The organism is Bradyrhizobium sp. USDA 10063 (genome assembly GCF_054063735.1).
Genome location: NZ_JBSSGP010000002.1, coordinates 7,392,080 through 7,410,603 on the forward strand (window position 1 = coordinate 7,392,080; position 18,524 = coordinate 7,410,603).

Below are 18,524 nucleotides of genomic sequence, written 5' to 3' on the forward strand. Positions count from 1 at the left end.
AAGGGCTCATATCGACGGTGGCGAGCGCTCGAACTTTTCGGGTTCGACGCTTGCCGCGTTCACGCGCGAGGCTGGTACCTACCGCACCCCATAGCGCGTGAAGTCGTTGCCGATCCTGGCCTGGATCGTCCTTGCCGATGCAATATCGGCGTCGCTGCCCGCTTTGTCGCCCGTCTTCAGCCTGGCAAGCCCGCGTCCATAGAGTGCGTTCGCGAGCTTCGGGTCGAGGTGCAGCGCAGAACTGTAGTCCTCGATCGCCGCATCGAATTTGCCCATCTTGAGGTAGATCAGCCCGCGCGAGTCATAGGTTGCGGCGTTGTTCGGCGCTAATTGAAGCGCCTTGTTGCAGTCCTCCAGCGCCGCCTCCAACGCGCCGCGGATGGCCCGCGTCCAACAGCGTCCGCTCCACACCGCTTCCAGATTGGGCTCAAGACGAGTTGCCTCGTCATAGTCCCGGGCCGCACGATCGTACTCGTTCTTCTTCAGGTAGGCTCGGGCTCGGTTGGCGAAAGCGCCGCCGTAGCTGGGATTGATCCGGATCGCATCATCCAGAGCCTTGATGGCGAGGTCGTATTCGCCTTTCTTGAGGTGAGCCACGCCGCGATTGTTGAAGGCCTTGGCGTAAGTCGGGTTGAGCTTGATCGATTGACCGAAATCCTGGATGGCGCGGTCGTAGTCCCCCTTTGCCATGTAGGCATTGCCGCGATTGTTATAGGCAATAGCCAGGGCGGTCGGCTTGCTGTGACTCGACGCGATGAGCGCCGTGCAGCCACCGACCCTGGCTTCAAGCGAGGCATGATCCGAGCCGTTGCACGACGCGATGTCAGTCAGATAGTTGCCCTTCTTTGCTTCCTGCGCCGATGCGGGTGAACCGAGCGACAGCAGGATGAGCATGCATGCCACGCCGCCAATGATGCCTCCCCTTGCACTAGCGTCCATATCAGGCTTCCTGACCTTGGAGATTGCGGAACGTGCGGTCGTCGATTCCCGCGAAAAGGGCGTCCGTCCGGCTGGCTTCTTGCGCCGAGACCGGCTCAAGACATCGGCCTAGCACCCTCGGCAGATATTCAAATTGAGCTTGCGATTGGCTTTCTGTTCGGATTGCTGCGCTGCGGATGGGCCGGACTTTTTCGTCAGCTTGCTCTTGCCCTCTTCGATAAGGGTTGAAAACCTGACTGTCCCGTCATCCGAAACTTCGACATGTGGAGTCGTGCCCCGAATACCCATGGTTGCGACTGGGGTATCGACCTTCATGTCGCCGGTCTTCGCGACATTGCCGGCAACAAACGTAAGTGTTCCGTTGGTTAGATTGAACAAGGTCGAGTTGGATTTCCCGTTCGGGTCGTACACGAATTCGTCCAACGCCATCCGGGCGTTGCTCGATAGCTTGAACGAACTGCCATCGGCAAAATTGATCCCGACCTTGCCGTCGGCCCCGGTCTGCACCACGTCGCCGAGGTAAACGATATCACCAACCTTCGTCTGGGCGATTTGGCCGGAGATATTTGCCTGGATGACCATTGCCCTCGCGCGCTCGATTGTCACCGAGCCGGTGGTGGTCACAACTGTTCCGATGGGCTTTGCGGATGCGAGATCCTGAACGGCGGGCCCGGGAGGGTTGACCTGCGCATGGGCTGCATCAGCCAAAAGGCTGGCTAGCGCCAGAGCCAAACTCGCCACCGACGCGATAATTGGATGCGTGCACATGATCCCCCCTTCCTGAGAAGATCTTTTTTGCCGCGCGACAGCCCGCTGACCTCAATGGTCAGCCAGGTCGCCATAAACTTGCAGTACGTACAATGTCGGGGCGGCCATGACCGGCCACCTCATTTTAAATCTGTCGTCATATTAATCCCCCGGGCGGCCTAGTGCCACTAAAACGTTGCATCTTGAGGGGCCGCAATTGTAGCGAGCCAGAGAGACGCCGCGCTCCGCGAAACAGTGATTTAATCCCTCCATCGGGCGAGTTAATTCATGCATTGAATGCATCCGATTTTACCGATATGTTGGATTAAATTTGGATCAGGATGTTTCGGCGGGCGAGCCCAGGGCTGCCCAACGCCAAGAATATTTTGACCTCATGGCGTAGGCAAAGCCAGAGCAAGAAAAGTTCGGCACCACGCTGGCCTGAGAGTACGCAGCAGGCGAGGTCGAAGCGATGTTGGTTGCGTCTTGCGTCGAGCCCAGCCGCGACGTCAAGGTGGTAGGCTCTGAGCTTCCCCAAATCATAGGCGAGGTGCAAACCGCGATCGGTTGCTGCATCCTCACCCGTGCGACCGGCATTGCCGTTCAACTCACCGCTGGCGATCCCGTTTGTCAGGGAGACGTGATCGAGACCGCGGCCGACGGGCGGATCGGAATTCGCTTTATCGACGGCACCGTGTTCAACCTGTCTCCCGGCACCCGTCTGGTGTTGAGCGAATTGATCTGCGACTCCGACGGCTCCTCGCATTCGGCTCTGTTTGGCGTGACCAGAGGGACCTTCGCTTTCATTGTCGGACGGGTGGCGAGCACCGGCTGTCTCACGGTCGATACGCCTGTTGGAAGCATTCGGGGCCGCGCTCATGCCGGCGGGATCGGCACGTTGACACTCGCGGCACTGACCTTCGCGGCTATGAAAGAAGTCCAGGCGGCGGAGCCAAACGTCACATATCTCGATGACGACAACATCACATACAAGGATCTCGAGCATGGCGTATTCGAGCTCGTGACCAAAGAGCCGATCCCGCGACACATTATTGTCGAGGATCCCGGAGAGACGACCATCCTGAGCAGGAGAGGGTCCTCGGTCAGCGTGAACCAATCAGCGAATAGTGCGACTCGCATGGAGGAGTTGCACGCCGCCCAGCAGGACGTACTGGCCAACTTCGCGAAGGAACAGGGGGCAACCGGGTCGAGCACACCGCCCTCGATCGATCGGCTGCCGGTGCAGCGAATCGATTTTATTCAGACTGACACTCTCCCGATCCATAATTCGCTCCCGCCGCTGCCGTCGATGACAGTTCCTGAACTGTTTGTCGTGCGTTCGCCGCCGGTGTTGACCGCGGCATCGGGGCCAACGGAAATCGATACGGTGGTGTTTGACCAGTTCGCTGCGACGAGCGGAACGTTCGTTGCCAGCAGCACCAACAGCGGCGCTGCACTGACCTTTGGCATCGATGGCGGAATCGCCGGCAGCACGGTGCTGGGAGGGGCGACATACGATGTATCGCGCGCCGGTTCCTACGGCACGCTCTACCTCAACAGCGCGACGGGCGCCTACACCTTCGTTCCGGACAGCGGCGCGATCAATGCGCTGACCGCGCCGACGACTGAGGGCTTCGTTGTCACGGTGTCGGACGGCACACTCTCGGCCAATCAGGTCTTCACAATCACCATCAATGGCATCAACGACGCGGCCATCATTTCGGGTTCCACGACTGGCGCAGTGATCGAGGCGGGCGGTGCAGGGCCCGGTACGCTCGCCGCAACCGGCACGCTCACTGACTTTGACGTCGACAATCCGCCGAATACCTTCACCGTGGTCGACTCGCCGAAGGCGAGCGACGGCGGCTACGGCACCTTCACGGTGACGGCGGCGGGCGTGTGGACCTACTCGCTCAACGAGGCCAACGGCGCGGTGCAGGCGCTCAATGTCGGCGACACCTTGACCGACACCTTCACGGTGACCACCGTGGACGGCACCGCTCAGGTGGTGACGATCACCATCAGCGGCACCAATGACGCCGCCATCGTTTCCGGCGCGACGATCGGCTCCGTGATCGAGGCGAGCGGTGCTGTGCCGGGCACGCTGACCGCGACCGGCACGCTCACCGCCAGCGACGTCGACAATGCGTCCAACACCTTCATGGCGGTCAATTCGCCAACGGCGAGTCATGTTGGCTACGGCACTTTCACGATGACCGCGGCCGGTGCGTGGACCTATACGCTCAACGACGCCAACGGCGCGGTGCAGGCGCTCAATGTCGGCGACCACCTGACCGATACCTTCACGGTGACCACCGCGGACGGCACTGCACAAGTGGTGACGATCACCATCCACGGCACCAACGATGCGGCCGTGATTTCCGGCGTCACCACCGGCTGCGTGGTCGAGGCCGGGTGCGTCGCCAATGCTAATCCGGGCTCGCCGACCGCAACCGGCACGCTCGCTGCTGCCGACGTCGACAATCCGCCCGATCTGTTCACGGCGGTCACTTCGCCGACGGCGAGCACCGGCGGCTACGGCACCTTCACGATGACGGCGGCCGGCGTGTGGACCTACACGCTCGACAACGGCAACGGCGCCGTGCAGGCGCTCAACGTCTGCGACCGCCTGACCGACACCTTCACGGTGACCACCGCGGACGGCACTGCACAAGTGGTGACGATCACCATCAACGGCACCAACGACGCGGCCGTCATTTCCGGCGCCACCACGGGCTGCGTGATCGAAGCTGGCGAGGATGGGCCCGGCACGCCAACCGCGACCGGCACGCTTACCGATACCGACGTTGACAATCCGCCCGATACTTTCACGGCGGTCTGCTCGCCGCGAGCGAGCGATGGCGGCTACGGCACCTTCACGATGACGGCGGCCGGCGTGTGGACCTACACGCTCGACAACTGCAACCGCGCGGTGCAGGCGCTCGACGACGGCGACACCCTGACCGATACCTTCACGGTGACCACCATCGACGGCACCCCCCAGGTCGTGGCCATCACCATCAAGGGCGCCTGCGACGCAGACCCCGACGATTTCAAGCATGCCGATGCGGCGGATTTCGAGCGATCCTCAACTGCCGATGCGATGTTCGGGTCAGAGGCGGCCGGAACGAGCGTGGTTGAAGACGCATTCCACTTCAAGGACGGGAACTCAGCTCCTGGAGGTTCGGACGGCTTCGCCCCCGGAAATGCCGACCATGACCTGGCATCGAGCAATCATCGCGAAGATGCTGCGGGAGAGGGAGCGCAGCTCATTGAGCCGGCTCTGCAGGAGCAGCACTCGGCTGACGGTTTCAGTTTCGTCTCGGACCTCGCGGGGAGCGCTATCGTCACCCATACGCCGCACGATCTGATGATCTGACGGAACCGAAAGGTGGGCACGGTGCATGCGCCTTTGCCCGCCTTCCCAATTTGCATCGTGGTTCACACACGAGGTGCGTGCCGGCACCGCGAAGGGCGGTCAAGCCACCTTGGTCTTGAGGTGGCCGAACATGAAGCTCTTCGCCTCCTCGTCCATCTCGGCCTTGAAGGTGAACTTGTCCTTCAGCGCGATCGCGCGTGTGGCGGCCGGACGCGCGGAGATCTCGTCGACGAGGCGCTTGACGTTGGGATATTTCGCGTAAGCTTCGTCGCCGAGCACGAAGGCGGCCAGCCGCGCCCAGCCCCAGAACGCCATGTCGACGATGGTGTAGGTGTCGCCGACCATGTAACGGCTCTTGGCGAGATGATCATCAAGAATCTTGTAATGGCGATTGGCTTCGTACTGGTAGCGGTTGTGCGCATACTCCAGCTCTTTCGGGGCCACGGTCTTGAAATGCACCGCCTGCCCCGAATAGGGACCGAGGCCGGTGGCGATGAACATCAGCCAGGACAGCGTCTGCGCGCGGTCGGCCGGCGTGTTGGCGGGCAGGAACTTGCCGGTCTTCTCGGCGAGATAGAGCAGGATCGCGTTGGAGTCGAACACGAAGACGCCGTCATCGTCGATCGCCGGCACCTTGCCGTTCGGGTTGATCTTCAGGAACTCCGGCTTGAACTGCTCGCCCTTGCGGGTGTCGATCGCGACCGGTTCGTAGGGCAGGCCGGACTCTTCCAGGAAGAGCGCGACCTTGTTCGGGTTCGGTGCGCCGTTGAAGTAGAATTTGAGCATCTCAAAAGCTCCGTTTGTTTTGTTGCCGACCAAATCGGGATGCGGGCCGCATGGGCCGCGGGCCGCACTCATGCGCCAAGTTCGGCAGAGCGCGCAAGCAATGAATTTGTGAAGGGCCTCGGGACGGCGGCCGGCGATCAGCCGATGTACATGAAGCCGATCGCGCTGGCGATGATCAGCGCAATCCCTGCCACATCAAGGAGGGCTGCGAGGCGCGTTGCGGTGTGCAGGTCGGTGACCTGAACGGCACGCTCTGTGCTCCGCCCATAGCCGTGGGTGATGATGTCCTCGGTGAAGTGGCTCTGCGCCTCCAGCGCGCTCGTCAGTCCGACGGAGACCAGGAGAACGCCGAAGATGCCGAGGCCGAAAAAGCCGAGCAGGCCGAACAGCAATATCGGGAACATGCCGATAAAGAAGATCGGCAATAGCGGCACAAGCAGCAGCGTGTCGGATTGTCTGCGCATCGGGCAATCCAATCGAAACAGCGACCAACAACTGAATTTTAGGCCCTGCGTTCGCGCCGAATCAAGGCAAAAGCGTTCAACACGTCGTCATCGTGACGTCCAGTGAGGCGTAGCTTTCTGTTCCGCCGAGGCATAACGGAAGTGAGTAGGACTTCTCTTGTCATTCCGGGATGCGCCGACAGGCGCAGGTCCGGAATCCATTGGGGCCGCGGGGCGCAAGTGGTGAAATGGATTCTCTGATGTGCAATTGCACATCATAGTTCTCGCTTGCGCGAGCCCCGGAATGACGGAGGGATTTGAGGGGAGCTCAGCCCGCAGCCATCTCGGAGCGGATTTCGGCGCGTAGCTCGTCGATCAGCTTGAGGCCGTTCTTGGTCTCGACGTGCCAGAAGGTCCAGCCGTTGCAGGCGCCCGACCCTTGCGCAACCGCGCCGATGCGGTGGATCGAGCCGACCTTGTCCCCCAGCATGATGGCGCCGTCGGCGCGCACCAAGGCGCCGACCCGCTTCTTGGCGTCGACCAGCTTGGCGCCCGGCATGATCATGCCGCGCTCGATCAGTTCGGAGAAGGCAACGCGCGGCGCTTCGCGCGCGGTCATGAACGGGGCGAGCGTGGCGTCCGGCAAGGGATCGATGGCGGCGATGCGCGCTTCGGCGGCGGCGGCATAGTCCTTGTCGCGCTCGAAGCCGATGTAGCGGCGGCCGAGACGCTTTGCCACGGCGCCCGTGGTGCCGGTGCCGTTGAAGGGATCGATCACGAGGTCGCCCGGCCTCGACGACGACAGCAGCACGCGCGCGAGCAACTGCTCGGGCTTCTGCGTCGGGTGCACCTTCTTGCCGTCCTTGCCCTTGAGGCGCTCTTCTCCGGTGCACAGCGGGATCAACCAGTCGGAACGCGCCTGTACATCCTCGTTCGCTGCCTTCAGCGCTTCATAATTGAAGGTGTAGCCCTTGGCCTTCTCGTCACGCGCGGCCCAGATCATGGTCTCGTGCGCATTGGTGAAGCGGCGGCCGCGGAAATTCGGCATCGGGTTCGACTTGCGCCAGACGATATCGTTGAGGAGCCAGAAGCCGAGGTCCTGCATGATCGCGCCGACGCGGAAGATATTGTGATAGGAGCCGATCACCCAGATCGTCGCCGACGGCTTCATGACGCGACGAACGGCGAGCAGCCAGGCGCGGGTGAAATCGTCATAGGCGGCGAAAGAGGAAAACTTGTCCCACTCGTCGTTGACGGCATCGACATGGGATTCGTCCGGACGCTTGAGGTCGCCCTTGAGCTGCAGGTTGTACGGTGGATCTGCAAAGACGAGATCGACCGAGCCGGCTGCAAGCTTTGACATCTCTGCGACGCAATCGCCTAGGACGATACGAGCAGATGACGTGGACTCAAATTTAGTGCGGGGCGCCCTTGCAGACGCCCCGCGACGCGACTCAACCATGACTCAAAACTCTGACTCAGGCGACGCTGTCGGCGACGCGGGACCAAACAACCGACTGGCGCCACCATGACCCGCCAAAGTAAAAATCGACTTAATTGAAAATACCGCGCGACAGGTTCTGCGCATCTTGATTGCGTGTTTTCGAATTTTGAAAATCGAGCGCTGCTTTGCAGCATGCGTTATGCGAATTGCGCCAGCGACGGCGGAATCGGAAATCGCATGTTGTTGCCGGGGAGCTCACGCGATTCGTGAAGACATTGGCGGCATCAGGCATGCGCGGATGCCGCAGCGTCGCACTAGGCAACATTTGCCGGGCAGGCTATTGATTAACGGAATGGAAATTTTACGTCTGTTCCGCGTTTACATAGGATAGGACTTAAGGGGAAGCCGCCATGCGTTACGATGATTTCCGTCGCAGCGACGACATCGAGGATCGTCGCGACGAGGGCGGATATGGTGGCGGCGGAGGCGGCGGCTTCGGCATTCCCATGGGCGGCGGCGGGCTCGGCATCGGCACCATCATCGTGCTCGGCCTGCTCGGCTACGCCTTCGGCATCGACCCGCGCATCCTGATCGGCGGCGCCGAGATCCTGACCGGCGGCGGACAGGCGCCGACCTACCAGACCGACCGCCGGACGGCGTCCGGCAAGACCGGCGCGCCCACCGACGAAATGGGCAGCATGATCTCCGGCATCCTGGGCGAGATCGACGATCGCTGGAGCGAGATCTTCCAGGCCAACGGGCAGACCTTCACCGGTCCGAAGATCGTGTTGTTCCGCAACGCCACCAATGGCGGCCGTTGCGGCATGGCGCAGTCGGCGATGGGGCCGTTCTACTGTCCGCCGGACAAGACCATCTATCTCGACACCGCGTTCTTCCGCGAGGTCGAGACGCGCTTCCGCGGCTGCTCGGGCAGTGCGTGCAAATTCACCGCGGCCTATATTATCGCCCATGAGGCGGGCCATCACGTGCAGAACCTGCTCGGCATCATCCCGCGCGTGACGCGGCTGCAACAGGCGGCCGACAGCAAGGCCGAGGCCAATGCGCTGCAGGTGAAGGTCGAACTGCAGGCCGATTGCCTCTCCGGCGTCTGGGTCAACCGCGAAGAGAAGAAGCGGCCGGGCTTCCTCGAGGCCGGCGACATCGACGCCGCGCTCAAGACGGCAACCGCGATCGGCGACGACACGCTGCAGCGGCAGGCGACGGGCAGGGTGGTGCCGGACTCCTTCACCCACGGCTCGGCGCAGCAGCGGCGGCAATGGTTCATGACCGGCTACCAGCAGGGCACGGTGTCGGCCTGCAACACCTTTGGCCAGGGGGCGCTGTAGGTTTGACACCTCTCCCGCTTGCGGGAGAGAGGTGCGTAAGCGCCGGGTGAGGGCTCTCTCCTCACGGAGAGTCCCGATGCCGAGATACCCTCACCCCGACCCTCTCCCGCAAGCGGGAGAGGGAGAACAGAGAGCTACGTCATGGCCTCCACAGACGAATCAAAACCGTTCATTCCGCTCAACATCGCGGTGCTGACGATTTCCGACACCCGCACGCTCGCCGACGACAAGTCCGGAACGACACTGGCGGATCGGATCGCCGGTGCGGGCCACAAGCTTGCGGCGCGAGAGATCGTCACCGACGACGTCGAGGCGATCCGCGCCGTCGTGAAGCGCTGGATCGCCGACGAGGGCGTCGATGCGATCATCACCACCGGCGGCACCGGCTTCACCGGCCGCGACGTGACGCCGGAAGCGATCGAGCCGCTGTTCGAGAAGCGGATGGACGGTTTCTCGATCGCCTTCCACATGCTGAGCCACGCCAAGATCGGCGTCTCGACGATCCAGAGCCGCGCCACCGCCGGTGTCGCGGGCGCGACTTACATCTTCTGCCTGCCGGGCTCGCCCGGCGCCTGCCGCGACGGCTGGGACGGGATTTTGGCGGCGCAGCTCGACTACCGCACCCGCCCCTGCAATTTCGTCGAGATCATGCCGCGGCTGGACGAGCATCTTCGCCGGCCGAAGGCGCAAGGCGCAACGGTTTAGGTTCACCACGACCGTCATTCCGGGGCGCGCGAAGCGCGAGCCCGGAATCCATTTCGCCGCTTGCGCAAGTGGCCCAATGGATTCCGGGTTCATCGCTGCGCGATGCCCCGGAATGACGGTGGAGGTGGTTGGGCTCAATGCCCGCGAAGGGCTTTCATCAGCCAATCCCACAACGCACGCATCATATTTCGACAAGCTTCCTCGCGGAGCGCGTGCGCGCGCTTGATATGGAAGGCAAGCAGCTCCGGTGTGACGCGCCGCGTTGGATCGCGACGCATCGCCTTCACAGCGCCCGCTCCCAGGTCTCGCCGACGAGGTCCTGCCCGAAGCTGCGGTGCGGCTGGCTTTTCACCAGCACGAAGCCTGCGTCCTGATAGATTTTTCGTGCGGCCACCAGAATGCTCTGGGTCCAGAGCGTGATCTTGCGGTAGCCGCAGGCCCTGGCGAAGGTGATGCATTCGCCAACCAGCCGCTTGCCGAGCCCCTGTCCGCGGCCGGCCGGGTCGACCAGGAGCAGCCTGAGCTTGGCGATGTCGTCGGAGTGCCTGACCAGGAACACCGAGCCGACTGGCATGCCGTCGAGATCGGCGATCCAGCAGCGTTCACGCGAGGCGTCGAACGAAGTCAGGAATTTTGCTGCGATCTCGGCGACCAGCGCCTCGAAGGACGAATCGAAGCCGTATTCGCTGGCATAGAGCGCGCCATGGCTCTGCACCACCCAGCCCATGTCGCCCGGGCGGGGATCGCGCAGCACCGCGCGCGGGGCTGCGGCCTCGCCGAGCAGCCGCTCGATCGTGCCCATCGCCGCCGTCAGGCGGGCACGATCGTCCGGCGGAAGCCGCGTCAGCATCGCCGCGACCTCGTCATGCGAGGCGCGGTTGATCCTGGCAAAGGTCTGCCGCCCCTTCGCGGTGAGGCCGAGCTGGTATTGCCGGCGGTCGGAGGCGAGGGGCTCGCGCGTGATGAGCCCGTCCTCGTCGAATTTCTGGAGGATGCGGCTGAGATAGCCGGGATCGAGCCCGAGTTCGGTCCCGATCTCCTTGGCCGATATTTCCTCGCGATGGGCCAGCTCATAGAGCACCCGCGCCTCGCTGAGCGAGAACGGGCTTTTCAATAGATGTTGGTCGAGGAAGCCGAGCTTGCGGGTGTAGAAGCGGTTGAATGCCCGCACCGCGGCGACCTGGTTTTCGGAATCCGGCTCTGACATCGTGCGCACCTCAATAGTTGCCATTGTCAAATAATTATTTGACTTTGGCAAGTATCCAGGTGAGCTACATCGGCAAAGGCGCTGTGCTCCCTCTCCCGCTTGCGGAAGAGGGGGGGTGAGGGTGTCTCCGCATCGGGATTCCCTGGGTGGAGAGAGCCCCCACCCGGCGCTTCGCGCCGACCTCCCTCGCAAGCGGGGGGAGGTGAAGGAGAAGGCTATGCGACCATGATCCGGCTGCGCAGCATCGTGCGGGAGGAGCGGCCGAGCTGCCGCAACAGCCGCGCCTCGGAGCGGCGGGCATCGGGGCGGTAGCCGCCGAGCTGCTCGTAATGATCGCGCGCGATCAAAAGACCCTGCTCGGCGGTCGGGCCGGTCAGCATGCGGGCCACGAACCTGAAGCCGTCGCGCAGGCGGGTGTCGCCATAGGGCGAACGGGCGTAGCGGAAGATGCCCGCCCGCGGCCGGCCGCTGATCGCCACCCCCTGGATGAACTGGCTGGTCTCCTCGATCCAGCCGCTGTCGAGCACGGCGCCGGCATGCAGGAACATCAGCCAGGGCGCGCGCGCCTGGCGGGCGCCGGCCGCCAGCGCTGCGGCGCGGGTGCCGTCGAACGCCATGAAGCGGCAGCCGGCGACATCGGCGACGCGTTCGATCGCGCCGGTCTTGGCGCGATCCTTGGCGCGATCGACCAGCAGCACCTCTTTTATGATTCCGGCCGCAGCGCCCGGAACCAGCGCCGCAAGGGTGGCGACTGCAGCCCGCTCGTCGCCCTCGGTCGGGATAATCACGCTCAGCATTATCTGAGGCTTCGTTGGCTCAAAATGGGTGAAAAGCTCGAAAACTGTTATCACCTTGTCACAATCAAAACAGCCTGAGGGGTGCAGTTTTTTGCGGCAGCGCAATTGTGGAATTTTGCGAATGTGTTCTTGATTTGTTCTATCGGCATGCTAGCTTGGGAACATGAGCCGAGCATCCTCTCATGCCCTCAAGCACCCGCCGGTGACGGCGCCCTCCACACCGGCGGGTGCGCCCTCCGCGTTTCCCGAACTCGCGGTCGCGATCGAGCGCGAGCGGCGACGCGGCCGCGGCGCGCAATCCAATGCCAGCGGCCGTTATGAGGCGGAGGCCCGCGTTGCCTTCGACGATGGCTGGCAGAGCCTGGAAGAGCTGCCGCCGTTCAAGACCACGGTGTCGCTCGACACCTCGCGCAAGGTGATCGCGCGCAACGATTCGCCCGACATCGGGTTCGACCGCTCGATCAATCCGTACCGAGGCTGCGAGCATGGCTGCGTCTACTGCTTCGCGCGGCCGACGCATGCCTATCTCGGCCTGTCGCCGGGACTGGATTTCGAATCGAAGCTATTGGCAAAACCCGATGCGCCGGCTCTGCTCGAGAAGGAGCTTGCGGCGCCTGGTTATGAACCGCGCATGATCGCGATCGGCACCAACACCGATCCGTACCAGCCGATCGAGCGCGAGCACAAGATCATGCGCGGCATCCTCGAGGTGCTGGAGCGTGCCGGCCATCCGGTCGGCATCGTCACCAAGTCGGCGCTGGTGGCGCGCGACATCGATATCCTGCAGCGGATGGCGCGGCGGAACCTGGTCAAGGTCGCGCTGTCGGTGACGACACTCGATGCCAAGCTGGCGCGCACCATGGAGCCGCGCGCCTCGACGCCGCCGAAGCGGCTGGAAACGATCAAGCGGCTTTCGGATGCCGGCATCCCGACCACCGTGATGGTCGCGCCCGTAATCCCTGCGCTGAACGATTCCGAGATCGAGCGCATCCTTGATGCGGCGGCGCATGCCGGCGCCAAGGAAGCGAGCTACGTGCTGCTGCGGCTGCCCCTGGAAGTGCGCGACCTGTTCCGGGAATGGCTGCTGGCGAATTATCCGGACCGCTATCGCCACGTCTTCACCCTGATCCGCGACATGCGCGGCGGGCGCGACTACGACTCGCAGTGGGGGACGCGGATGAAGGGCACCGGGCCGATGGCCTGGATGATCGGCCGCCGCTTCGAGATTGCTTGCGAGAAGCTCGGCCTGAACAAGCGCCGTTCGAAGCTGACGACCGACCATTTCGTCAAGCCGAAGCAAAGCGGCGAGCAACTGAGCCTGTTCTGAGAGCGGCGCGAGCAATATGAAATAGAACTTGGTGGGCAGTCCCCTCGCGGCCCATCCTTCGAGACGCCCGCCTTCGGCGGGCTCCTCAGAGGGTGAGAATGATTCGCCTTGTCCGGAGAATTTTACATGTGATGGGCTGGAAGGCACAGACCGTAAAGCTTTTCGGTTGAGCCGGCGCCGAATGACCGCGATCTGACCTCCGGGCCGGTGCTGCGGCTGCTGCGGCGCTTTGTGGGCACCTGCTGGCGTGGACGCCTCTGTTCATGCCGCGACCTGCGCCTTGGCGTGCAAGGCGAGGAAGCGCATCATGTTGTGAGCGACGGCGAACCACAGCAGATGGAGGCGGGCCTTGATCTTGCCGCGCAGGGTTAGCTGGCGCAGTCCCATGCGGCGGGCATGGGCATTGATGCATTCGTGCTCGGCGCGCAGTCGGTAGAATGCCTTACCGTCCTTGCTCTGCATGCGTTCACGCCAATCCGCGACGCCAACACCGTCACCCTGCTTCGGCGCATAAGGGTCGGTGCCGTGCCTGGTTTGCCCCGCCGGGCACCACAGTTTGATATCTTTGGCGTGGGCCCACTCGATGTCGTCGTTCTTGGTGAAGCCGCCGTCGACCAGATAGTTGGAGGGGTCGTAGCCTTCAGCGTGCACCGTCTCGATCCCCGGTTGCGCCAGGCCGCGATCCGAGCCGCTGGTATCGATGTCGACCGCAACGATCACCTGGTGTTCCGGCGCCGAGATGATCTGCATGTTATAAGCCGGACGCCACCCACCATCGGCCATCTTCATCACCCGCGCGTCGGTATCGGTGGTCGAAGCGCGCGGCTCCTTCTGCTTGGCCACCTGGTTCTTGTTGGTCTTCTCGCGCCGCTCCCGCTCGACCTCCAGTTCCTTCATGCGCTGCTGCGCCGCCGCGATCCGCGCCTCGCGCTCGCGGGCGCCACGCGCCTTCGCCGCCCGCTGGCGACGATCGCCAGCCGCCGGATCCGTCTCGGCTTCAGCGCGCAGGCGCGCCACCCGCGTCTGCGCCGCGGTGAGCAGATCATCAAGCCGCGCGCGCCGGCGGAAGGAACTCGCCCCGGCACCCGCGCGCACCCGCAAGCCATCCTGCGCCAACGTGTCGAGCGACACCAGGCCAGCTTCCACCATGGATGCGACCCCCTGCGCCAGCAGCCGCTCCAGAACTGCCATATGCGCGATCCGGAAGTTCGACAGGCTGTGATAGTTCATCGACACCCCGCCGCATAACCAGCGATAGACCAGATGATCGCGGCACAGCCGATCCAGTTGGCGGGCGCTGCCCACCCCATCGACCGTGGCCCACAGCCAAAGCGCCAACATCAGTTCCGGTGCTGCTGGCGGATGTCCGGGCTGGCCCTCGCGCGCCTTGATCACCTCGTGCAACGCCGACAGATCCAGCCCCTCGACGAACGCCCAGACCGAGCGGACCGGATGATCCTCCGAGATCAGATCGTCCAATGCCGCCACCTGCATGCCGATCTGACTGCGTTCCGGCACCCGCAGCCGCAGCGCACCACGCCCTTCGGCCTGCGGTCTTTCCTGCTCAGGTAACCCCTCGAACAATTGCTCGTCAGCCATCGTCAGCCCCTGCCTCGCGCGCAATGCAAGCGAATCACAGCACCGCGGCTGTGGCAAATGCTCATTGCCTAAAGATTCTCACGCTCTCAGGATGAGGTCTGATTTCGCGGCGGGATCTTAGATCCTCATGGTGAGGAGCGCCGCTTGCGGCGCGTCTCGAGACGATGCTGCGCATCGCTCGGAGAACCATGAGGCCCGCCTCGTTCACAGGCACCAAACAGCTATATGCGATAGCCCTGTCCGCAAGCGGGAGAGGGAGCGCAGCTCCATCGCGGCGACGATTCCAGATCATTAGATTGAATAATGGGGACGGGCGCCGGGTTCCCGGTTGCGCGGTGGCGGTTGCTTGAGCACAGTCGCGCCCATGATTCGGGACAAGTCCGAGAACAAGAAGCCGGTCAAACCGGCGAAGGGCGTGATCGCCGTGACGCCGCCGAGCTTTCGACGCGAGCGCGCGCTGATCAAGCGCGGGGTGTGGCCGGTTGCCGGCTGCGACGAGGCCGGGCGCGGTCCCTTAGCAGGTCCCGTGGTGGCCGCGGCCGTGGTGCTCGATCCCAAGCGGATTCCGAAGGGCATCGATGATTCGAAGCGGCTGACGCCGGAGCGGCGGGAAGAGCTGTTCGCGCAGATCTGCGCGACGTCGGCATTCGCGGTCGCCTTCGCCTCGCCCGCGCGAATCGATCGCGACAATATCCTGCGCGCCTCGCTCTGGGCCTTAGCGCGCGCTGTGCAAGCGCTGCCCGAGGCGCCGCAGCATGTCTTCGTCGACGGCCGCGACAAGGTCGCCGTGACCTGCGATTGCGAGGCCGTGATCGGCGGTGACGGGATCGTGATGTCGATCGCGGCCGCTTCCATCATCGCCAAGGTGACACGTGACCGGCTGATGTGCGCGCTGGCGCTGGATTGCCCCGGCTATGGGTTCGAGCAGCACAAGGGCTATGCGGTGCCGGAACATCTGGAGGCGCTCGATCGCCTCGGCCCGAGCGCGCATCACCGCAGCTTCTTCGCGCCCGTGATCGCCGCCCGGCAGAAGCATTTTCCGGAAACGATCGAGCCCGATCTGTTCACGGTGGATCCGACGGCCGAGGCCGAGGCGACCGCCGCATAGAGCATATTCGCGCTTTAGGGGCCCGGTTGCTTCCGTCACGCGCGGCCTTTATCAAATCTCGGGATCAAATGAGGCCGCACACCGGGCTGGTTCTGGGCATTTTGGACGCATGCGTTTCACCTCCCTGGTCGTCGAACTGATCCGCGCCCGGCCGCGGCTCGTGGTCTGGATCGTGGTGTTGGCGCAGGCGGCGTTGTGGCTGCTGGTGCCGCTTCTGATCTATCGCAGTCCGCCCGGCGACGTCGCGACCGTGCTCGCCTTTGGCCGGGAGTACCAAGTCGGCACCGATCTCGGCCCGCCGCTCGCCTTCTGGCTCGCCGACATCGCGTTCCGCGCCGCCGGCAATCACGTCGTCGGCGTCTACTTTCTCGCGCAGATTTGCGCGGTCGCGACCTTCGTGAGCCTCTATCACCTTGGCCGCGCCATCGTCGGCGGACAGCAGGCGGTGCTCGCGGTGCTGCTCACGATGACGGTCACCGCCTTTTCTTCGCCTGGCCTCGAGTTCGGCCCGCTGGTGCTGGCGCGTCCGCTCTGGGCGCTTTTGCTGCTGCATTCCTGGCAATTGTTCGGCCAGAACCGGCGCAGCGCCTGGTTTGCCTGGTCGATCGATTGCGGCCTGTTGTTGCTGACGACGCCGGTGGCGATCGGGATGATCCTGCTCGTCGTGGCGTTTGCGCTGGCGAGCGCGCGCGGACGCCGCACGCTGGCGTCGTTCGATCCGCTGTTCGCGCTGCTCGTGGTGGTCGTGCTGGCGCTGCCTTACCTGATCTGGCTGATGCGGTCGGACGTGCTGACGCTGCCGCCGCTCCCGGAAATCGCGGACCTGCGCACGCGGACGATGCGCTCCGGCGTCCTGCTCGGTGGGCTGGTGGTGTCGATGGCCGGCATCGCACTGCTCCTCGTCCTCAATTCTCCGTGGTTTGCCCGCAAGCCGGAGGAGGCGCCGGTCATCCACCGGCCGCCGCTCGATCCGCTGGGGCGGCAGTTCGTCTATTTCTTCGCCTTCGCGCCGGCGTTGCTGGGCAGCCTGCTCGCCGGCCTGTTCCGTCTCGATCACGTGGTCGGCGGGGCAGGCGTCGCGTTGATGCTGTCGGGACTGGCCGTGATCGTCAACGCCGGCGATCTCATCCACCTCTACCGCCAGCGGCTGTTGCGCTCGGCCTGGGCGGCGGCGATTGCCGCGCCGGCCCTGGCCGTCGTCGCGGCGACGCTGTTCGTGCCCTGGACCGGCACCGCCGAAGTGCGGACCTCGATGCCGGCGGCCTCGATCGGGCACTTCTTCGCCGACAGTTTTGAACGGCGCACCAACCAGCGGCTGCGCGCGGTGGCCGGCGATCCCGAGCTTGCGCGCCTGATCGCGATGGACCCGGAGCGCCCGCATCTGCTCCTCGACGGAAAGCCGCGGACGCCCTGGCTCTCGCCGGCGAAGTTCAACCAGACCGGCGGGCTGATCGTCTGGCGCGCGTCCGACACGTCGGGCACGCCGCCGCCCGAGATCGCGCAACGTTTCCCCGGCCTGGTGCCGGAAGTGCCGCGGTCTTTCGAATGGCTGGTCAACGGCCGTCAGCCGCTGCTGCGGATCGGCTGGGCCATCGTGCGGCCGAAGGGGCCGTAGGGCCATTTCCTCGCCGTCAGCCCCTCATGGTGAGGAGCGCGTCTTCGCGCGTCTCGAACCATGAGGCCCCAGTCTCGCCTGTGGCCCATCCTTCGAGACGCACGCTGCGCGTGCTCCTCAGGATGAGGGGAATCCTACGCGGCTCAGGATGAAGGGGAGCCTTGCTGCCCCAACAGCTTCGCAATCGCGCGGAGGTCCTGCCATGACATCCGCTTGTAGGAGGGCGAGCGCAACAGATAAGCGGGGTGGAAGGTGGCGATGGCGCGGATCACGCGGGTGCCGGTGTCGTAGTCGAACCATTTGCCGCGGGTGCGCATGATGCCCTCGCGCGTGCCGATCAGGGCCTGCGTCGAGGGATTGCCGAGCGTGACCAGCACATCGGGATTCACCAGTTCGATCTGGCGCTGGATGAAGGGCAGGCACACCTGAGTTTCCTGCGGCGTCGGCGTGCGGTTGCCGGGCGGACGCCACGGGATCACGTTGGCGATATAGGCCTTGCTGCGGTCGAGCCCGATCGCCGCGATCATGCGGTCCAGAAGCTTGCCGGAGCGACCGACAAAGGGCAGCCCCTCGATGTCCTCGTCACGCCCGGGCGCCTCGCCGACGAACATCACCTGCGCCGCGGGGTTGCCGTCGGCGAACACAAGCTTGGTCGCGGTGTGCTTCAAAGCGCAGCCGTCGAAATTCTCGAGCAGCGTCCGCAGCGCTTCCAGCGTCGGCGCGGTCCGCGCCATCTCGCGCGCGGAGGCCACCGCCGCATCCGGCGCGATGCTGATTTCGCTGCGCGGAACTGCCGGCGCCGCAAGCGGCATCTCCCGCACAGCACGCGGCGGCGCCACCTCGCGCGGCGGCGCGGCGGGAACAGGCTCAGGCTCCGCGAGCCGGTTGACCGGCTCGTCGCTAAGCGCGCAATCGACCCCGGCCTCGAGATAAAAGGCCAGCAATTGCTTCAGGGTAGGGGCGGGCTCGGGCATCATGGCGGGGCAGGGGTCCTCGAGGCTTAGTTTAGGATGCATCGCGCCGTCGCGAAATGCATTTCAATGGTTGTCCTCGCGGCAAAAATCGGAAACAACGCAGCCTAA

16 protein-coding genes are annotated in these 18,524 nt (G+C 64.2%); 6 read left to right on the top strand and 10 right to left on the bottom strand.

What is annotated here, in order from left to right; all coding sequences use genetic code 11:
• Positions 1-78 precede the first annotated feature (78 nt).
• Positions 79-939: a tetratricopeptide repeat protein gene (locus ACVJGD_RS36855; RefSeq protein ID WP_456638798.1), complete on the bottom strand. Its 861-nt coding sequence runs from the start codon at positions 937-939 to the stop codon at positions 79-81.
• 108 nt (positions 940-1,047) lie between these two features.
• Entirely contained in the window at positions 1,048-1,707 is a 660-nt protein-coding gene (locus tag ACVJGD_RS36860; RefSeq protein ID WP_456638799.1) for a FecR family protein, read from the bottom strand.
• 451 nt (positions 1,708-2,158) lie between these two features.
• Here ACVJGD_RS36860 and ACVJGD_RS36865 point away from each other — a divergent pair, with 451 nt between their 5' ends.
• Positions 2,159-5,065 (top strand): VCBS domain-containing protein, encoded by a 2,907-nt coding sequence (locus ACVJGD_RS36865; protein WP_456638800.1) that lies wholly within the window; start codon positions 2,159-2,161, stop codon positions 5,063-5,065.
• A 99-nt stretch (positions 5,066-5,164) separates the two neighbouring features.
• On the opposite strand, the gene ACVJGD_RS36870 is transcribed toward ACVJGD_RS36865, so the two are convergent.
• The 3 genes from ACVJGD_RS36870 to ACVJGD_RS36880 all read right to left on the bottom strand — a co-directional run bounded on the left by ACVJGD_RS36870 (position 5,165) and on the right by ACVJGD_RS36880 (position 7,756).
• Positions 5,165-5,851: a glutathione S-transferase family protein gene (locus tag ACVJGD_RS36870; protein WP_456638801.1), complete on the bottom strand. Its 687-nt coding sequence runs from the start codon at positions 5,849-5,851 to the stop codon at positions 5,165-5,167.
• A 137-nt stretch (positions 5,852-5,988) separates the two neighbouring features.
• The gene (locus ACVJGD_RS36875) at positions 5,989-6,315 is read right to left on the bottom strand and encodes a hypothetical protein (RefSeq protein WP_456638802.1); all 327 of its coding nucleotides are present in this window, start codon (positions 6,313-6,315) and stop codon (positions 5,989-5,991) included.
• Between the two features lie 307 nt (positions 6,316-6,622).
• Entirely contained in the window at positions 6,623-7,756 is a 1,134-nt protein-coding gene (locus ACVJGD_RS36880; protein ID WP_456638803.1) for a DNA methyltransferase, read from the bottom strand.
• A 392-nt stretch (positions 7,757-8,148) separates the two neighbouring features.
• Between ACVJGD_RS36880 and ypfJ the strand changes: the two genes are divergently transcribed.
• Positions 8,149-9,084: a KPN_02809 family neutral zinc metallopeptidase gene (ypfJ, locus tag ACVJGD_RS36885; RefSeq protein WP_456638804.1), complete on the top strand. Its 936-nt coding sequence runs from the start codon at positions 8,149-8,151 to the stop codon at positions 9,082-9,084.
• A 141-nt stretch (positions 9,085-9,225) separates the two neighbouring features.
• The gene (moaB, locus tag ACVJGD_RS36890) at positions 9,226-9,789 is read left to right on the top strand and encodes a molybdenum cofactor biosynthesis protein B (RefSeq protein WP_456638805.1); all 564 of its coding nucleotides are present in this window, start codon (positions 9,226-9,228) and stop codon (positions 9,787-9,789) included.
• 134 nt (positions 9,790-9,923) lie between these two features.
• On the opposite strand, the gene ACVJGD_RS36895 is transcribed toward moaB, so the two are convergent.
• From ACVJGD_RS36895 to ACVJGD_RS36905, 3 genes are all read right to left on the bottom strand, one after another.
• Entirely contained in the window at positions 9,924-10,067 is a 144-nt protein-coding gene (locus ACVJGD_RS36895) for an RSP_7527 family protein (protein WP_456640491.1), read from the bottom strand.
• A gap of 5 nt (positions 10,068-10,072) precedes the next feature.
• The gene (locus tag ACVJGD_RS36900; RefSeq protein ID WP_456638806.1) at positions 10,073-10,996 is read right to left on the bottom strand and encodes a bifunctional helix-turn-helix transcriptional regulator/GNAT family N-acetyltransferase; all 924 of its coding nucleotides are present in this window, start codon (positions 10,994-10,996) and stop codon (positions 10,073-10,075) included.
• A gap of 215 nt (positions 10,997-11,211) precedes the next feature.
• Positions 11,212-11,793: a glycosyl transferase gene (locus ACVJGD_RS36905; RefSeq protein WP_456638807.1), complete on the bottom strand. Its 582-nt coding sequence runs from the start codon at positions 11,791-11,793 to the stop codon at positions 11,212-11,214.
• 163 nt (positions 11,794-11,956) lie between these two features.
• Here ACVJGD_RS36905 and ACVJGD_RS36910 point away from each other — a divergent pair, with 163 nt between their 5' ends.
• Positions 11,957-13,120, top strand: a complete 1,164-nt coding sequence (locus ACVJGD_RS36910) for a PA0069 family radical SAM protein (protein ID WP_456638808.1) — start codon at positions 11,957-11,959, stop codon at positions 13,118-13,120.
• Positions 13,121-13,381: 261 nt separating this feature from the next.
• On the opposite strand, the gene ACVJGD_RS36915 is transcribed toward ACVJGD_RS36910, so the two are convergent.
• Positions 13,382-14,719 (bottom strand): IS1182 family transposase, encoded by a 1,338-nt coding sequence (locus ACVJGD_RS36915; protein ID WP_456633186.1) that lies wholly within the window; start codon positions 14,717-14,719, stop codon positions 13,382-13,384.
• Between the two features lie 364 nt (positions 14,720-15,083).
• Here ACVJGD_RS36915 and ACVJGD_RS36920 point away from each other — a divergent pair, with 364 nt between their 5' ends.
• Entirely contained in the window at positions 15,084-15,827 is a 744-nt protein-coding gene (locus ACVJGD_RS36920) for a ribonuclease HII (RefSeq protein WP_456638809.1), read from the top strand.
• A gap of 109 nt (positions 15,828-15,936) precedes the next feature.
• The gene (locus ACVJGD_RS36925) at positions 15,937-17,442 is read left to right on the top strand and encodes a glycosyltransferase family 39 protein (protein ID WP_456638810.1); all 1,506 of its coding nucleotides are present in this window, start codon (positions 15,937-15,939) and stop codon (positions 17,440-17,442) included.
• Between the two features lie 143 nt (positions 17,443-17,585).
• Here the strand turns inward: ACVJGD_RS36925 and ACVJGD_RS36930 are convergent, their stop codons facing one another.
• Positions 17,586-18,419, bottom strand: a complete 834-nt coding sequence (locus ACVJGD_RS36930) for a uracil-DNA glycosylase (protein WP_456638811.1) — start codon at positions 18,417-18,419, stop codon at positions 17,586-17,588.
• Positions 18,420-18,524: the final 105 nt, after the last annotated feature.

Bases quoted from the DNA above. Each gene is read 5' to 3' on its own strand.
- ACVJGD_RS36855 (WP_456638798.1), bottom strand. From the start codon at position 939: ATGGACGCTAGTGCAAGGGGAGGCATCATTGGCGGCGTGGCATGCATG.
- ACVJGD_RS36905 (WP_456638807.1), bottom strand. From the start codon at position 11,793: ATGCTGAGCGTGATTATCCCGACCGAGGGCGACGAGCGGGCTGCAGTC.
- moaB (WP_456638805.1), top strand. From the start codon at position 9,226: ATGGCCTCCACAGACGAATCAAAACCGTTCATTCCGCTCAACATCGCG.
- ACVJGD_RS36910 (WP_456638808.1), top strand. From the start codon at position 11,957: ATGAGCCGAGCATCCTCTCATGCCCTCAAGCACCCGCCGGTGACGGCG.
- ACVJGD_RS36860 (WP_456638799.1), bottom strand. From the start codon at position 1,707: ATGTGCACGCATCCAATTATCGCGTCGGTGGCGAGTTTGGCTCTGGCG.
- ACVJGD_RS36870 (WP_456638801.1), bottom strand. From the start codon at position 5,851: ATGCTCAAATTCTACTTCAACGGCGCACCGAACCCGAACAAGGTCGCG.
- ACVJGD_RS36920 (WP_456638809.1), top strand. From the start codon at position 15,084: ATGATTCGGGACAAGTCCGAGAACAAGAAGCCGGTCAAACCGGCGAAG.
- ACVJGD_RS36915 (WP_456633186.1), bottom strand. From the start codon at position 14,719: ATGGCTGACGAGCAATTGTTCGAGGGGTTACCTGAGCAGGAAAGACCG.
- ACVJGD_RS36930 (WP_456638811.1), bottom strand. From the start codon at position 18,419: ATGATGCCCGAGCCCGCCCCTACCCTGAAGCAATTGCTGGCCTTTTAT.
- ypfJ (WP_456638804.1), top strand. From the start codon at position 8,149: ATGCGTTACGATGATTTCCGTCGCAGCGACGACATCGAGGATCGTCGC.
- ACVJGD_RS36880 (WP_456638803.1), bottom strand. From the start codon at position 7,756: ATGGTTGAGTCGCGTCGCGGGGCGTCTGCAAGGGCGCCCCGCACTAAA.
- ACVJGD_RS36895 (WP_456640491.1), bottom strand. From the start codon at position 10,067: ATGCGTCGCGATCCAACGCGGCGCGTCACACCGGAGCTGCTTGCCTTC.
- ACVJGD_RS36925 (WP_456638810.1), top strand. From the start codon at position 15,937: ATGCGTTTCACCTCCCTGGTCGTCGAACTGATCCGCGCCCGGCCGCGG.
- ACVJGD_RS36875 (WP_456638802.1), bottom strand. From the start codon at position 6,315: ATGCGCAGACAATCCGACACGCTGCTGCTTGTGCCGCTATTGCCGATC.
- ACVJGD_RS36900 (WP_456638806.1), bottom strand. From the start codon at position 10,996: ATGTCAGAGCCGGATTCCGAAAACCAGGTCGCCGCGGTGCGGGCATTC.
- ACVJGD_RS36865 (WP_456638800.1), top strand. From the start codon at position 2,159: ATGTTGGTTGCGTCTTGCGTCGAGCCCAGCCGCGACGTCAAGGTGGTA.